The sequence below is a fragment of the Pseudomonas sp. LS-2 genome (assembly GCF_003605735.1).
Taxonomy (GTDB): Bacteria; Pseudomonadota; Gammaproteobacteria; order Pseudomonadales; family Pseudomonadaceae; genus Aquipseudomonas.
Map to the genome: position 1 here is coordinate 25,722 of NZ_QXTJ01000026.1, position 14,257 is coordinate 39,978.

General features: G+C 60.6%; 12 protein-coding genes and 2 pseudogenes. 1 reads left to right on the forward strand and 13 read right to left on the reverse strand.

Going from position 1 to position 14,257, the window contains the following annotated elements; translation table 11 throughout:
- Positions 1-86: 86 nt before the first annotated feature.
- The 5 genes from D3M70_RS15010 to D3M70_RS15030 all read right to left on the reverse strand — a co-directional run bounded on the left by D3M70_RS15010 (position 87) and on the right by D3M70_RS15030 (position 5,988).
- A complete protein-coding gene (locus D3M70_RS15010; protein WP_256659857.1) occupies positions 87-1,100 on the reverse strand; it encodes a GlxA family transcriptional regulator in 1,014 nt (337 codons plus the stop codon).
- A 238-nt stretch (positions 1,101-1,338) separates the two neighbouring features.
- Positions 1,339-1,818, reverse strand: a complete 480-nt coding sequence (locus tag D3M70_RS15015; protein ID WP_120126521.1) for a VOC family protein — start codon at positions 1,816-1,818, stop codon at positions 1,339-1,341.
- A 188-nt stretch (positions 1,819-2,006) separates the two neighbouring features.
- Complete coding sequence (locus tag D3M70_RS15020) at positions 2,007-4,262, reverse strand: molybdopterin cofactor-binding domain-containing protein (protein WP_120126522.1); 2,256 nt, start codon at positions 4,260-4,262, stop codon at positions 2,007-2,009.
- Positions 4,259-4,723, reverse strand: coding sequence for a (2Fe-2S)-binding protein (locus tag D3M70_RS15025; RefSeq protein ID WP_120126523.1), 465 nt, complete (start codon positions 4,721-4,723; stop codon positions 4,259-4,261). Before D3M70_RS15025 ends, D3M70_RS15020 begins: the two co-directional genes overlap by 4 nt.
- Positions 4,720-5,988 (reverse strand): cytochrome c, encoded by a 1,269-nt coding sequence (locus tag D3M70_RS15030; RefSeq protein ID WP_120126524.1) that lies wholly within the window; start codon positions 5,986-5,988, stop codon positions 4,720-4,722. The genes D3M70_RS15025 and D3M70_RS15030 overlap by 4 nt, the downstream gene beginning before the upstream one ends.
- A gap of 227 nt (positions 5,989-6,215) precedes the next feature.
- Between D3M70_RS15030 and D3M70_RS15035 the strand changes: the two genes are divergently transcribed.
- Positions 6,216-7,646, forward strand: a complete 1,431-nt coding sequence (locus D3M70_RS15035; RefSeq protein WP_120126525.1) for a mechanosensitive ion channel family protein — start codon at positions 6,216-6,218, stop codon at positions 7,644-7,646.
- Between the two features lie 121 nt (positions 7,647-7,767).
- Here the strand turns inward: D3M70_RS15035 and D3M70_RS15040 are convergent, their stop codons facing one another.
- The 8 genes and pseudogenes from D3M70_RS15040 to ycaC all read right to left on the reverse strand — a co-directional run bounded on the left by D3M70_RS15040 (position 7,768) and on the right by ycaC (position 14,196).
- Entirely contained in the window at positions 7,768-8,679 is a 912-nt protein-coding gene (locus D3M70_RS15040) for a sigma 54-interacting transcriptional regulator (protein ID WP_120126526.1), read from the reverse strand.
- Positions 8,680-8,764: 85 nt separating this feature from the next.
- Positions 8,765-9,712 (reverse strand): sigma 54-interacting transcriptional regulator, encoded by a 948-nt coding sequence (locus tag D3M70_RS15045; RefSeq protein ID WP_120126527.1) that lies wholly within the window; start codon positions 9,710-9,712, stop codon positions 8,765-8,767.
- A 1,118-nt stretch (positions 9,713-10,830) separates the two neighbouring features.
- Positions 10,831-11,877 (reverse strand): annotated as a pseudogene (locus tag D3M70_RS15050) (transglycosylase SLT domain-containing protein); the annotation flags it as partial.
- Between the two features lie 174 nt (positions 11,878-12,051).
- Positions 12,052-12,330: a LysR family transcriptional regulator gene (locus D3M70_RS15055; protein WP_120126529.1), complete on the reverse strand. Its 279-nt coding sequence runs from the start codon at positions 12,328-12,330 to the stop codon at positions 12,052-12,054.
- Position 12,331: 1 nt separating this feature from the next.
- Positions 12,332-12,640 (reverse strand): antibiotic biosynthesis monooxygenase, encoded by a 309-nt coding sequence (locus D3M70_RS15060; RefSeq protein ID WP_120126530.1) that lies wholly within the window; start codon positions 12,638-12,640, stop codon positions 12,332-12,334.
- A 225-nt stretch (positions 12,641-12,865) separates the two neighbouring features.
- Positions 12,866-13,273, reverse strand: a complete 408-nt coding sequence (locus D3M70_RS15065) for an SRPBCC family protein (RefSeq protein WP_120126531.1) — start codon at positions 13,271-13,273, stop codon at positions 12,866-12,868.
- A 21-nt stretch (positions 13,274-13,294) separates the two neighbouring features.
- Positions 13,295-13,497, reverse strand: a pseudogene (locus D3M70_RS33230) (oxidoreductase); the annotation flags it as partial.
- Positions 13,498-13,575: 78 nt separating this feature from the next.
- Positions 13,576-14,196, reverse strand: a complete 621-nt coding sequence (gene ycaC, locus D3M70_RS15070) for an isochorismate family cysteine hydrolase YcaC (RefSeq protein WP_081564464.1) — start codon at positions 14,194-14,196, stop codon at positions 13,576-13,578.
- Positions 14,197-14,257: the final 61 nt, after the last annotated feature.

The window sequence follows — 14,257 nt, forward strand, 5'->3', positions numbered from 1 at the left end:
ACCAACGCGGGACCTGTAGGAGTGAGCTTGCTCGCGATGCCGGTGGGTCTGGCGCATTGCAGCGTCTGGACTGACGCGGTGAATCCCTACTTCACCAACCGCTTTTCCTTCGAAGGCCGGTAGCCGAAGTACGAGCTGTAGCACTTGCTGAAGTGGCTGGGAGAAACGAAACCGCAAGCGACCAGCACTTCGACCTGAGACAGCTCGGTGTGCTGCAACAATCGCCGGGCTTCGGTGATGCGCAGCTCCAGGTAATACCGCTGGGGCGTGGTGCCGAGCTGTTCCTTGAACAGGCGTTCGATTTGCCGACGTGAACGCCCGGCGTAGACCGCCAATTGCTCCATCTCCAGCGGTTCTTCAAGGTTGGCGTCCATCAGTTTGACGACTTCCTTGAGTGGCGCGCTGACGCTGATGTGGCGGCTGGGCTTGATCCGGCGATAGCGCGATTCCTCGAACGACAGAATGTCTTCGATGCCTTCCACCAACGCCTTGTCGTGCAGCTCCTTGATCCATTCCAGCGCCATATGAAACGCACCGGAAGGACTGGACGCCGTGAGCCGGTCGCGGTCCACCACGAACGGCTCGCTGGTGACGTGAGTGACTTTGCAGATCTCGGCCAGCGCCGGGCGGTGTTCGGGATGGATTGCGCAACGGTAGCCTTCGAGCAGTCCGGCGGCGCCGAGGAACCATGCGCCGTTCCACAATCCGGCCAGCGTGATCCCCAGCTCGGAGGCGGTGACCAGCAGATTGATCAAATCCTCGTCGGCCTTGAGTTCAGTCCGATACCCGCCGCAGATCACCAGCAGATCAAGGTCTTTGAGAGAAGGCACCTCAAGGCGCGCGTCGGGCCGAATCACCAGCCCCAGATCGCTGATGACCTCCCCGTCCTGCAAGCCGAAGGTCTTGGAGGTGAACAGCTTTGGCCGCAATAGATTCGCCGTAACAATCGTGTCCAGCGCCTGGGTGAAGGCTGGCAAGGAGAAGTTTTCCAGTAACAGAAAGCCTGTCCGCGTGTGTGAGCAGGGTATTTTTCTGTTCTCTTCCAGGTAGCGGAGATTCTTGCCCTTCATCCCACCGCTGAACTCTCGTCTTTCGCTCAACGCGCGCCTCGCCCTGTTGTTTCAACGACCAAACTGCTGAACACTTTCACGCGCGCCTCTGCCAATCAAATTCAAAAAACCGGGATGGAGCCAATGACTTCAGCGCTTTGAGCGACGGCATTTAGTGAATTCCGTTCCAGATCCTTCCAGAAGGTAAAGGAACGAGCCGCGCACAGCCCTTCCCGGAGCGTACGCGCCGAGATTATCGCAAAGTGATGGCGCGTGACAGGAAGCGTGCCTAACCCCTCACTGCCGCCTCGATCTGTGCGATGTCGATTTTGGTCATGCCCATCATGGCATTGAAGGCGCGCCTGGCTGCGGCTCGATCCGGGTTGGCGATCGCCGCCGTAAGCACTCGCGGGGTGATCTGCCATGAAACACCCCACTTGTCCTTGCACCAACCGCAGACACTGGCTTCACCACCGTTGCCGATGATCGCGTCCCACAGCTGGTCGGTTTCGACCTGATCGTCGGTGGCGACCTGGAAGGAGAACGACTCGTTGTGTTTGAACACCGGGCCGCCGTTCAGGCCGATACAGGGGATGCCCATGACGGTGAACTCCACCGTGATCACATCGCCCGCCTTGCCCGAGGGATAATCGTCAGGGGCCAGGTGCACAGCGGTCACCGCACTGTCCGGGAAAGTCCTGGCATAAAAGCTCGCAGCGTCCTCAGCGGTGCCTTCGTACCAGAGGCAGATTGTGTTCTTGCTGACCATTTCGGTTCTCCGGAGTCGGGAGTGGAGAGGTCAGTCTAGTCGGGGGCGACTCACCTGACGCAGCGTCTGGTCGATTGCCTTCGCCAGCAAGCCGGCCACAGGTTCATGCGTTTATCATCCCCCTGCAGGAGCGGGCTGGTTGGCGAACGCATCAGTCCATGCTCGCCAGCCTGCCCTGAGCCATCGGGTCAAACGCCTGCGCTTTGCTGCCAGCCCTTCCTGGCCAAAGGCAGGGACACCAATCGTCTGCCCATCGCCTGACTCATCGCATTGCCCAAGGCCGCCGCCATCGGGCCCTGTACGATTTCCGCCGCGCCGAGAAACGCCTCACCCGGCTGATCAATCAAATGCACTTCCACTTGCCGAGGCAACGCTGGAAACCGGATGATCGGATAGCCGCTCCAGTCATAACTGCGCACGCCTTCAGGCCCATATTCCACCTGTTCATAGAGCGTCCAGCTCGCCGACTGAACGATCCCGCCCTCCACCTGATTGCGCAGCCCGTCTGGCGACACCACCTGGCCTACGTCCACCGCCGTGACCACCCGATCAATGACCACCTCCCCGGTCTGACGCTGCACATGAACCTGCACCGCTATCGCGCAATAACCCATGATGTTCTTGTACCGGGCAAAAGCGAATCCGATGCCGCTGCCCGGTCCCGCAGCCGCGTGCGGCCAGCCGAACGCCTTGGCCGCCTGCTCGATCACCGCACGCGCCCGGGGATCGCTCAGATGCTGCAGCCGGAACTGCACCGGATCGACATTGGTCTGGATCGCCAACTCATCCATCGCGCTTTCGATACCGAAGACATTGATGTGCGCCCCCAGCGAACGCATCGCCGAAGTCCGAAACGGCATTTGCGTCACGAAGGTCATGTTAATCCGGCTGCTGTCAACGTCATACAGCGGAACGACATTTCGATCACCGTCACCTTCAGGCTGAGCGATGGGCACGGATGGCGCCGGAATGAACGGCCTGGCCAGCAACCAGGAAGGCATCAGACGCCCGGCGTTGACGATGCGCTCGTTGTGCGGCGTGGTCCACAGCTCAGTGTTCCAGTGCTGCAGACGCCCGCTGTCGTCCAGCCCGGCATCCAGTTCGACACGCATGGCCGAACTGTAGGGTTCCCAAATATTCTCTTGCTCGCGCATCCATTGCAGGCGCACTGGCTGGCCGGGCACTGCCATGGCGATCAACGCGGCGTCGGCGGCCGCGTCATCGGCGCCGTTATGGCCGTAGCAACCCGAGCCCTCCACATGAATGCAGCGCACCTGCTCTGGCGTCAGCCTGAGCATTTCCGCAATCCCGGCCCGCAAAGGATAAACGCCCTGGGTGTGGGTCCAGACCGTCAACAACCCGTCCTTGAACCAGGCCACCGAACACGACGGTCCGATGGAGCCGTGCATCAGGTACTGCTTGGTCACAGTGGATTTCCAGCGCCGCGCAGCAGGCGCATCCGGTGTGCCCTTATGGGTGATGGGATAGCGCCGAGCAGGCAACTCGGTGAGCAACCGATGAATGTTCTGCGACTCGGGCAATGGGTCGCCCTCTGTCCAGCGCGCCAGCTCGTAACCCTTGCGCATCGCTTTGATCGCCTGCCATTCATCCTTTGCGATCACGGCCAGATAGCTGCCATCGCGAACCAGCTTGATGACGCCGCTCATGCGTTCGATGGCGGGCTGGTCTATGTCCAGCAACCGACTCCCGCGTCTGGGTGGGCGAATGACTCGCGCATGCAGCATCCCCGGCAGACGCATGTCTTGCACGTAGCTGGCGCCGCCAGTGACTTTGGCGGGGATGTCCAGCCTTGGCAGTGAATGGCCGATCAGGGTGAAGCGTTCGGCGGGTTTGAGCGGTGAATCCTTGCTCGCGTAGCGGTGTAGCTGAACCCCCGCCACCGCCTGCGCGTAGGTCATGCTTCGCCCATCGCGGCCATGAACGACTGCGTCACGGGTGGTCAGGCCTTCAACCGGCTGAGCCCACTGCCGGGCAGCGGACTCAAGCAGCAGTTGCCTCACCTGAGCGGCAGCATTGAACAGCGCGGTGCCGCTGTCGAACATGGTGTGACTGCCTGCGGTGTAGCCTTCGTTGGGCGTGAGCGCGGTGTCGGCGGTGATGAATCGAATCGCCTGCGGCGCGACTTCCAGCCGTTCGGCCGCCACTTGCAACAACGCGGTTTTGACGCCGGTTCCCAGCTCCACCTTGCCGGTGTACACCGTGATGCCGTCTTTTTCGTCGATGCGTATCCAGGCATCGAGAAACGGGTTGGTGCGCAGACTGCCGGCCAGATCGGGCGCCAGCACCTGGGTGCCGAGCGTATCGACTTCCGTGTCGGCAAAGGCACGACCGGCGCCAGGCACCAAGGCAAAGCCAATCACCAGCGCGCCATTGACGAGAAACGCACGCCGCCCCTGGTCCACATCCTGGTCGCGGCGCCTCATGCTTTCACCCCGCTGCCGATGACAGCCTTGATCGCTGAAAAAATACGCAGATGGGTGCCGCATCGGCACAGGTTGGGGGCCATGTGCTCGCGAATCTGCTCATCGCTGGGCTGGGGCACCGCTTCGATCAGTGCCTGGGCGCGCATGATCATGCCGGCGATGCAATACCCGCATTGCGCGGCCTGTGCATCGATGAACGCCCGCTGCAAGGCGCCAGGTTGCTCCGTCGTGCCCAGTCCCTCAACCGTTCGGACGGATTTTCCGGCGGCGGCTTCTGCTGGCAACAGGCAGGAGAACACAGGCTTGTCGGCGACCATGACGGTACAGGCGCCACATTGTCCAAGGCCGCAGCCGTATTTGGCGCCGTTGAGTTGCAGATGATTGCGCAAGGCATACAGCAGCGGCATGTCGGGATCGATGTCCAGTTGATGATCCTTGCCATTGACGTTCAAGGTGATCATTTCGACGCCCCTTCGTGACGGAGAGTGGTGACGGTTTTTTCCAGGTCGGTCCAGGGTTGCGCGGCACAGGCCTGATTGCGCAGATAGCCGGCTAGCGCGGCGATGTGCGAGTCGTCCAGCGCGTCGGCAAAGGCCGGCATGTAGTGACTCGGCTGGCGGGTGGACATCGGAATGCCTTCGAGAATGGTCTTGATCAGGTTGCGCGGGCTGTCGGACGTCGCGGCCGAAACGACGCTCAGCGCAGGGCGCCCGTCAACGGTGCGCATCGGCGCTCCCGCGCCGTGGCAACCGGCGCAGGCGCCAGCGAAAAGCGCTGCGCCTTCTGCATTGTCGGCAGCTGGAGGGGGCGTGGCGGCGCAGGCAGGCCCGGCTTTCGACGTGGTCGCGGGGAGGCTCAGGATATATTCGGCGATGGCTTGCGCATCTTCGACAGGAAGCTGCGCGATACTCAGGCTGACCGGCAGCATCGGGCCGGCGGCGCCACCATGGTCTGTTGCCACCTGCGCACGAAGGTATGCGACCAGTTGTTCTGTCGACCACGGATTGGCAGCCTGCGCCAACCCGGTGAGTGCCGGCGCATGCCAGCCGTCTACCAGGCCGCCGCCCAGGTGCTCGCTACCCTTCTCGCCGCCAATGAAGTTCAGAGGCGTATGGCAGGACGAGCAATGTCCCGCCCCTTCGACCAGATAACGGCCGCGATTCCATTTCGCCGATTGGCCCGGCACATCCGTCAACGGATCGTTGCGCAGGAACAGCAGGTTCCAGAACGACACCAGCGCACGGAAGTTCATGGGGAACATCATGTGGTTGTCCGGTGCTCGCGCCTGCACCGGATCGACGCTCGTCAGGTAGTGATAGGCATCGACGATGTCAGTGTCAGTCATCCGGCTGTAATGCACGTAGGGAAAGGCCGGATAGAGGAAATGCCCATCCCGGGCAACCCCTTTGCGCATGGCTCGCACGAATGCTTCCTGGGACCATCCGCCGATTCCGGTTTCACGATCAGGCGTGATATTGGTGGTGTAGAGCGTGCCGAAAGGTGTCACCAGTGGCAGCCCCCCAGCCATGTAGGCACCCCCGGGCCGGGTGTGGCAGACCGCACAGTCGCCCTGCTCGACGACTTTCGCCCCCCGTTCGACACTCGCTGCATCGGCGATCAGCGGTTTGTCGAGCAGGGGAATGGCAGGGCGCCACATCAGGGTCGCGCACACTGCCAGGCCGATCAGTACGACCAGCAGTAACGCCCAGAGCGATTTTCGCTTCATGGTCGGGCCTCGTTGGAATCACGGTTCATCGAGCATGAAATCTACCCAGACCGGGATGGGAAGAACTTGTACAGTCGTGCTGATTCCAGCATTTCGGCGGATGAGTGTTGCCCAACACAGGGGCGGCGCCCACATCACGCACCATCGGTTATAGACATCCCGACATCTGTGTCCCTAACATCCGCGCGTGCCACAGCGACCTGTGTCTTTCTAGCGGATATCCCTCAATGTCGACAGCCGTCCCCCACTACTCGCTGGCCTGGAGCCTGCTTCTGTTATTGGCCGATGTCATCGCCTGGCACCTGCTGGCCGACCGCAACCGATTGACGCGGATCGCCATTCGCCTCGGTGGATTCGTCGCCTACAGCCTGGTGATCATCAACGCCGGCATCAGCCCGCTGGAAGCGCCCGCCTGGCCGGACAACAGCGCATTGCAATTCGGCGCGACCGCGCTGGCCATCGTCTGGTGGATGTACGCCGCGCGGACCCTGACCGTGCTACTGGGTCTGCTGCTGACGGGCCGCGTCGGACACAGCGGTCGACTGCTGCAGGAAGTGATCGGTGCCGTGATCTTTCTGATCGCCATCGTTGCCGCCGCCGGTTACGTCTTGCAGTTACCGGTCAAGGGCTTGCTGGCGACGTCCGGCGCGATGGCGATCATCGTCGGTCTGGCCCTGCAGAGCACATTGAGCGACGTGTTTTCCGGGATCATTCTCAACACCACCAAGCCTTATCAGGTGGACGATTCGATCTCCATCGACGGCATGGAAGGCAAGGTCATGGACATTGACTGGCGGGCCACGCACCTGCTGACCGGGGTCGGCACCATGGTGGTGATTCCCAATTCGGTCGCGGCCAAGGCGAAGATCGTCAACCTGAGCCGACCGGTCAACATTCATGGGGTGTCGATCAACATCATGATGTCGCCGCACATCCGGCCTCGGCGCGTACTGGATGCACTGGAGCGCACGCTGCAGGGGTGCAGCGCGCTGTTGCCGACACCCCGTCCACGCGCAGTGGTCAAGGACACCAGCCCGACGACCATCGAATACTCCGTGACCGGATTCATCAGCGACCTGGCGAACAAGAGCGACGTGCGCAATCTGCTGTTCGATCTGGCCTACCGGCATCTGGAAGCGGCGGGGATCACCTGGCAATCGGAAACCGCCGCCGAGACCGTTTCCCGACCCAGGGCGCTGCTGGACGAGGTGAAAATCTTCCGCACCACCACGCCCGAAGAAAAGAGCGAACTGGCCCAGAGCATGGTGTCCCGCGAATACGCCGCCGGGCAGACCATTATCGAGCTGGGGGATGTCACCGACGGTTTGTTGGTGATTGCGACGGGCGTGGTCTCGGCGAACGTTCCGGACGGCAACACCATGGTCGAAGCCGGACGCATGGGCCCGGGAGAAGTGATGGGCGAACAGAGCATCCTTGCCGACACCCCGTCCGAAGCGCGCTTCACCGCCCTGACCTCCTGTGTCATTTATCGCATCGACAAAGCCGCTACGCGCAAGTGCATGGAGCAACGCGTCGACATCACCACCGCGCTGAACAAGCTCCAGGCGATTCGTCAGCAAAGCAGCCAGCACGTGCTGCTGCGCAAACCTGTGGCAATCAAGAAAAACAACTTTCTGGGGTGGTTGCAGAAGCGCTAAGCGCCAGGACCTGGCACCGAGGGGTTTGCTGGCGGCCTAAGCACAATTGCTAACGCCCGCCAGCCCTGACCGCTGCAGCAATGGCGGTGTTGGTGACAAGGCCGAACCACGACCAACCCCCTTAGACATCCAGCTCTTTCATGCGGTGATAAAGCGTACGCCGGGGAATATTCAGCTCCTGGCTGACCGCATCGATGCTGTTGTTGTGCCGTTTCAACGCCGCCTGAATCAATACCTTCTCAATCACCCGCAACTGCGTTTTCAACCCCGTAGACGCCCCCCGTTCCTCGGCCTGCTCGCCGCCGAGCAATGGAAATCCGAGCACGAATCGCTTGGCTGCCGATTTCAGCTCACGAATGTTTCCCGGCCAGTCATGATTCAACAGCACATGCCGCAACACTGCGCTGATCTCCGGCATCACCCGCCCGGACTCCCGCGCCGATGCCAGGGCAAAGCGCCGAAACAGCGGCAGGATCCGTTCTCGTTGAGCCCGTAACGGTGGCAACTTGAGGGTCAGCACGTTGAGCCGGAAATACAGGTCGCGGCGAAAGCGGCCCTGCTCCACCCACTCGTCCAGCGCATGCTGCGCCGAGGCAATCACGCAGACATCCAGCGCAATGGGCGTGGTCGAACCCAACCGCTCCAGCGAGCGGGTTTCGAGCACACGCAACAACTTGGCCTGAAGACTCAGCGGCATGCTGTCGATTTCATCCAGATACAACGTCCCGCCCTGCGCGGCCTCGATATAGCCCACCCGCGACCTGTCGGCGCCGGTGTAGGCGCCGCTGACCACACCGAACAACTCGCTTTCGGCCAGCGATTCGGGAATCGCCGCGCAATTCATCGCCACCAGACGCCCCTTGCGCCCGGACAACCCATGAATCCGTTGCGCCACCGTGTCCTTGCCGGTGCCGGTTTCACCCGACAGCAAAAGGTCGATGCCCAACTGCGAAATGCTCTGGGCGACGACCGTCAGGTTCGGCACCTGGTGATTGTCTTCCAGTTGCTCATCAAAATAATCGTACAGGCTCATCCACGACCTCTGATACTTCACGCGCCCGCGGCAGCCCGGTGCATCTGCCCGTCAAGCAATGCACCGGATGACAGGCCATCAGGCGTTACGACAACAGCGCGTCGGATGCCCCCAGACACGTCAGGCCCAGCTCTTTCATGCGGTGATAAAGCGTGCGTCTGGGAATTTCCAGCTCCTGCACCACTGCGTCGAGGCTGTGTTTGTGGCGCTTGAGCGCGTCTTCGATGAGCATTTTCTCGATGACCCGCAGCTGGGTTTTCAGCCCCGTCTCAGGATCGCGGTCCGGCACAGGATCGGCGCCGAGCAACCCAAACCCCAGCACAAAGCGCTTGGCGGCGGATTTCAATTCGCGGATATTGCCAGGCCACGCGTGGCTGAGCAGCACTTGCACCAGCCCGTTGCTCAGCGCAGGAACGGCGCGGTCGAAGTCGCGGGCGACGCTCTGGGTGAACTGGTCGAACAACGGCAGGATCTGCTCGCGACGCTCACGCAAGGCTGGCATCTGGATCGTCAGCACATTGAGGCGAAAAAACAGGTCGCGACGAAACAGCCCTTGTTCCACGAGTTCATCCAGCGGCCGTTGCGCCGAAGCGATGACCCGAAGGTCGACCGGAATGAAAGCTGTCGAACCCAGTCGTTCGATGCCTCGGGTTTCCAGAATCCGCAGGAGTTTGGCCTGAAGGCTCAGCGGCATGCTGTCGATTTCGTCCAGGTACAACGTTCCGCCCCCTGCGGCCTCGATGTACCCCTGACGGGACCGACTGACACCGGTGTACGCCCCATTGACCACGCCGAACAGCTGACTTTCCGCTAAAGACTCGGGAATGGCGGCGCAATTCATGCCGACGAATGAACCTGTCCGACCGGACAACTCATGAATGCGTTTGGCCAATGTATCCTTACCGGTGCCTGTCTCCCCGCACAGCAGCAAATCCATGTTCAAACTCGCGGTATTCGCTGCAATCTGATGAATATCCAGCGTTGGATTTTCCCCTGAAGACGCCCAGCCGCTTACATCGATTTCTTCCTTCATCGATACCTCTCAAAGTGGGTGCAAGCGATTTATTAGTACCACGCAATACACAGGCAGCAATCTTTAATTTTAGTTCCCGAGCCTGATGAGAACAGGGTCACAGAGTTCCCGCAGTGATATCAATATGATCCCACTTCTCGTCGCAACTAATATTTGCACCGCGGCTTTCAAACGATTATTTAAAATTAACTCTTGCTTGTGCTGCGGCAATGTCTTAATGGCCGCAAGCGATGCCGCAATCACCGCACACAAGGTCACAATACGTTAACAATCATGGGGTTATGCTCGGTGTTTGAGCGCCTGTTCCAGAGCGTTTCGACAGCGCCAGAAACCCATCACTCTACGCGCACGCTTTTATAAGGATGCTCTGTTATCTCACTTAATTACCGTTTTCTTTATTTATCTTCTCTGCTTTGCAATGCCCTCCACCCGGCGATCATCACTCAATATTCCGCACAACTTACTTTCATTCATCCACCCTAAATACCCTTAACAGCGCGTTATTAACAACTGCTCTTACGCACCCACTAATCATGCAGCGAATCTTTAAATAAAACTGGGCATTAGCGCGTTCGGAATCCCAACTAATTACATTCGGGTTTCCGAACAAGGCTTTATCCTTTCAGCAGCGATTGGCGCAAGCCTGTGTTTTCCGGGGCTTGCGGCGATGTCGTCCGGGTCGGCCCGACAGGAACAACGCGCAAAGGTTTGCGCAATTTTGCCGATTGCAGGAAAAAGGGATCCAACTAAGCGCGACCGGGCGCCAGCATCTGCCTTCTCTCGCTAATGAGTGTGCATTCGCCTGACGAATATCCACTCGATGTTTCAAGATATGTCAGCAGTCATAATCACCGCCTGTGTATCAGAGGGGTTACAGGCGTCGGGATAAGTTCAACTGAGTTACGCCTTCAGGCCCGGCAGCCCGACTGGCAAATGCCAACTAGCCATGCGCGCCCTCATGGACATGCGTCCACGCCGATCTGTACCGCTTACGTTACAGAGAATTCCGAGAATATTACGCCCTCAACTGGGGCATCGCGTCGTGGCGGGATCGAGTGGTCGGGAGCCGATCAGGGCCGTAACCCGACGGACGGTGCAACCGGCGCTGCGCTGCTGGCCAGCGTCTCGGTGGGTGGGTCAATGGATTCGCCCTGCAAGTTCGCCAGGCTGGCCGACACCTGACGAAGCTGTTCACGGGGCACCAGCAGGTGATTCGGGCCATCAATGGTTTTCTTGCGCAGAAATGCAGGGTTGAGGCTCACCAGGACGGCTTCATCGATACCCGCACAGGCTGCCAGTTGAGCGAGGTCGACGGGGCTTGCCAGCTCGACGGCCGTGAAGTAAGGCGCATTGGCCACCGGACTCAATTGCACGCCGTACCTGTCGGGCTCGCGCACCAACTGCGACAACGCCAGCAACCGGGGGACGTAATCCTGGGTTTCCCGTGGCAGCTTCAGGTGCCAGTAATCGGTCGGCAGCCCGCTGCGTTGATTGGCCTCGATCGCGTGGGCCACTGTCCCCTCGCCGGCGTTATAAGCCGCCATCGCCAGCAACCAGTCACCGTTGAATTGATCTTGCAGCCGCGTCAGGTAGTCCATCGCCGCCTTGCTGGACGCGACCACATCCCGCCGACCGTCGTACCAGGCGGTCTGGCGCAAATTGAAATCTCGTCCCGTGGCGGCCATGAACTGCCACAACCCGGCAGCATCACGGACAGAGCTGGCTTTAGGGTTGTAGGCGCTTTCGACAATCGGCAACAGGGCCAGCTCGGAAGGGAGATTGCGCTTATCCAGCGACTCGGCGATGAAGTGCAGGTAAGGACCCGCGCGCTGGCTGGCGTTGCGCAGAAAACCGGGATGGCTCAGTAGCCAGTCGCGCTGGCGCACGATCCGTTGATTGACCCCGTTGGCATCGACCAGGTTGAAGCCCTGGCCCAATCGTCCCCAGATATCGCTGCCGTCATAGGGCATTTCCACGCCAGCGGGCTGCGCAGCGGCCGCAGGCCTGAGGCCCGCCACGAGCCTGGGCGTGCGCTCTGCACTCACAGCGGGCGGATGTTCAAACGACTGGCAACCGGCACACACCAGAGCAATGCCAAGCGAACCGATGCGCAGCGGACGCGTTAAGGTCGACAAGCCAAGCGATGCGGTAATGACGGGCGGCATGGCGGGTAGGTCCTGAAGGCGGGATTACCCTGTGTGGCGCCTCGTGGCGCACGGTTCCATACCGTCAGAAAAAGCCGCGAACGCCGGGCGCGACTTCGTGCAATCGGAGTGAAAAAGAGGAAGGGCGTTCGAGCCGTGTACGTTCAGGGAAGAGCTCAATGACCGAGTGCCCGATCAGGGATGACGAATCACCGACTCGATCCGCAGCATCGCCGGCAGCAACGCTTCGGCGATTTCCTCGGCCTTGGGGGTCGGCTGCATTTTGCGGTTGCGGCGCAGGAACAGCGGGTCGTCGAAGCACTGGCGCAGGCGTACCAGCGAACCACTGACCGCGGGCTGAGTCACCCGCAGGTGGCGCGCCGCTTCACTCACACTGCGCTCGCGGAACACCACGAGGAAGGTCAGGAGCAGGTTCAGGTCCATGCTCAGCAGGATATCTTCATTCAGAGACATATCAGGTCACCGTGTTCGAATCGACGACAAAACTGTTGAACTGCAAATGGCAGATGGCGCCGCTGTGGAGCAGTTCCATGAAGCCGGTCAGTTCAGGGTGGGAGAAATGGGCTTGCATCTGGCTCTCTGACTGCCAGTAGCCGCTGACGATCCATGAGGCATCGTCGTTTTTTCCGGGGGTCAGCGTGTAGGCGACACACGGGGTCGTACTGTTCAACACCTCGAGCATGCGCGGTACCCGCATGCCCACCTCATTGGAACGACCTTGACTGGCGTGTATTTCCACGGTGTTGATGGCCGAAACGAGCATCATCCTCTCCTGCGATAAACGATGGGGCAAGTCTGACGTCCGGGGCATTCCGGATAAACCTCAGGATCGGAGTTTCAGCGTTGCGGATTAAGTGACAATTAATCTGGCCCGGTGGTGGGCACACAGAAATCTGTAGCAGCGCGGCCGGGCGGCTTCTCCTTGCCGGCGGTGGCGATTCAACCACGCCACCGCCGCCCGGCCGTTCTACAAAAATCAGCACGCTAATCAGAAATTGCCTTTCAATGCCTCGAGGCCACCGTCATAAATACCCTGAAACAGCGTTTCGGCTTCTGTATCGGTGATGCCGTTCGGAGTGAAAACACCCGACCACTGCACCACTGACGCGTCATCGCCATCTGCGTTCACTTTGAGTGTGGCCAGATAGCCCGTCACCGGGAACGGCCCCTGGGTGATCGAATAGCTGTAGGTACGCGCCTGGTTGTCGTAGGTCTCCAGGCGTTCGCTGATTTGCGCGCCGTCCTGAGTCGTCAGGTGGCGAATGCGCCCGCCTTCGTCCGGGACGCTTTTGGCAATGAACGGCAACCAGTCCGGCAGCGAAAGAAAACCGCCCGCCAGTTGCCAGATTTTGTCCGCCGAGACCGGGATGCGAACGGTTGCAGAGGCTTTAGCCATGATGTTTCTCCAGAGAATGGTTCAGACAGCCATGCTGTCGGCCACGCCGCGATCGGGCGCAAGGCGGCACCGGTGGTCGGGCAAGACAATGGAGAGGCGAGACAGGCGATCCGATTGGCTACCGCATGGACCTCCGGTGCGCGCTGGATGATAGACCAAGGCCGGGCACGACGGACGATGTGATCGGCTTCTTCTTGAGCACCGGGACGGGACTCGGTGATGGCGGTTGCGAACAGGTCACCGCCGACAAGCCGCACGGCTGCAAAGCAATACGGTGACGCCGTCCCTGGCGTCGGGCCGGCTTACTTGTTGAACGCCGAGTAGCTGTTCATCAGGTTGCGGTAGTTCGGGATGCGCTGGGACAGCAGGTTGGCCAGGCCTTCCATGTCGTTGCGCCAGTCGCGCTGCAGCTCGCAAGCGACCGAGAACCAGTTCATCAACTGCGCACCGGCAGCGGTCATGCGTGCCCAGGCGGCTTTCTGAACGACGTCGTTGAAGGTGCCGGACGCATCGGTTACCACGAACACGTCAAAGCCTTCTTCCAGCGCGCACAGGGTCGGGAACGCCACGCAGACGTCTGTCACGACACCGGCGATGATCAGTTGCTTGCGGCCGGTGGCCTTGATCGCCTTGACGAAGTCTTCGTTGTCCCAGGCGTTGATCTGACCAGGGCGCGCGATGTACGGCGCGTCCGGGAACATCTCTTTGAGCTCGGGTACCAGCGGGCCGTTCGGGCCGGATTCGAAGCTGGTGGTCAGGATGGTCGGCAGCTTGAAGAACTTGGCACAGTCGGCCAGGGCCAGCACGTTGTTCTTGAACTCGTTCGGCGAGAAGTCCTGCACCAGCGAGATCAGACCGGTCTGGTGATCGACCAGCAGAACCACGGCATCGTTGATGTCCAAACGCTTGTAGGGAACGGTCATGATTGACTCCATTGAGTGTGTGACAGGTGTGTGCGTGTGTCAGCCAACGGGGCTGACGGCG

What these genes read in the sequence shown, in the direction of transcription:
- D3M70_RS15015 (WP_120126521.1), bottom strand. Translation starts at nt 1,818, where the DNA reads ATGGTCAGCAAGAACACAATCTGCCTCTGGTACGAAGGCACCGCTGAG.
- D3M70_RS15020 (WP_120126522.1), bottom strand. Translation starts at nt 4,262, where the DNA reads ATGAGGCGCCGCGACCAGGATGTGGACCAGGGGCGGCGTGCGTTTCTC.
- D3M70_RS15025 (WP_120126523.1), bottom strand. Translation starts at nt 4,723, where the DNA reads ATGATCACCTTGAACGTCAATGGCAAGGATCATCAACTGGACATCGAT.
- D3M70_RS15030 (WP_120126524.1), bottom strand. Translation starts at nt 5,988, where the DNA reads ATGAAGCGAAAATCGCTCTGGGCGTTACTGCTGGTCGTACTGATCGGC.
- D3M70_RS15035 (WP_120126525.1), top strand. Translation starts at nt 6,216, where the DNA reads ATGTCGACAGCCGTCCCCCACTACTCGCTGGCCTGGAGCCTGCTTCTG.
- D3M70_RS15040 (WP_120126526.1), bottom strand. Translation starts at nt 8,679, where the DNA reads ATGAGCCTGTACGATTATTTTGATGAGCAACTGGAAGACAATCACCAG.
- D3M70_RS15045 (WP_120126527.1), bottom strand. Translation starts at nt 9,712, where the DNA reads ATGAAGGAAGAAATCGATGTAAGCGGCTGGGCGTCTTCAGGGGAAAAT.
- D3M70_RS15055 (WP_120126529.1), bottom strand. Translation starts at nt 12,330, where the DNA reads ATGTCTCTGAATGAAGATATCCTGCTGAGCATGGACCTGAACCTGCTC.
- D3M70_RS15060 (WP_120126530.1), bottom strand. Translation starts at nt 12,640, where the DNA reads ATGCTCGTTTCGGCCATCAACACCGTGGAAATACACGCCAGTCAAGGT.
- D3M70_RS15065 (WP_120126531.1), bottom strand. Translation starts at nt 13,273, where the DNA reads ATGGCTAAAGCCTCTGCAACCGTTCGCATCCCGGTCTCGGCGGACAAA.
- ycaC (WP_081564464.1), bottom strand. Translation starts at nt 14,196, where the DNA reads ATGACCGTTCCCTACAAGCGTTTGGACATCAACGATGCCGTGGTTCTG.